Source organism: Dawidia cretensis (assembly GCF_018598175.1).
Lineage (GTDB): Bacteria > Bacteroidota > Bacteroidia > Cytophagales > Cyclobacteriaceae > Ohtaekwangia > Ohtaekwangia cretensis.
Map to the genome: position 1 here is coordinate 1 of NZ_JAHESE010000236.1, position 246 is coordinate 246.

At 60.6% G+C, this 246-nt stretch carries 1 protein-coding gene; it reads right to left on the bottom strand.

The window, feature by feature from the left end:
• Nucleotides 1-243: uracil phosphoribosyltransferase (locus KK062_RS30470; protein WP_369075200.1), on the bottom strand; the 243-nt coding region annotated here is incomplete at its 3' end.
• Nucleotides 244-246: the final 3 nt, after the last annotated feature.

Sequence of the window (246 nt, forward strand, 5' to 3'; positions counted from 1 at the left end):
GGCCAGCATCGGGTCGACGAGGATAACTTCCCGGCCCGTCAGCGCCGGGGTCGTGATGTATTCCGTGCGTACAGTCAGTTCGTGGGCAAACTCGTCGCGGTAGGCACCGACGAACGCGGCGTCGGCCCGGTCGAAGACATTGATGAATCCCTGGAAATAAGGCAGGCCTGCACGCAGGATCGTTACCAGGAGTGGCTCTTGTTTCAGCACGTTGATTCGGGTTTTGTCCAGCGGGCCCTCCACGAT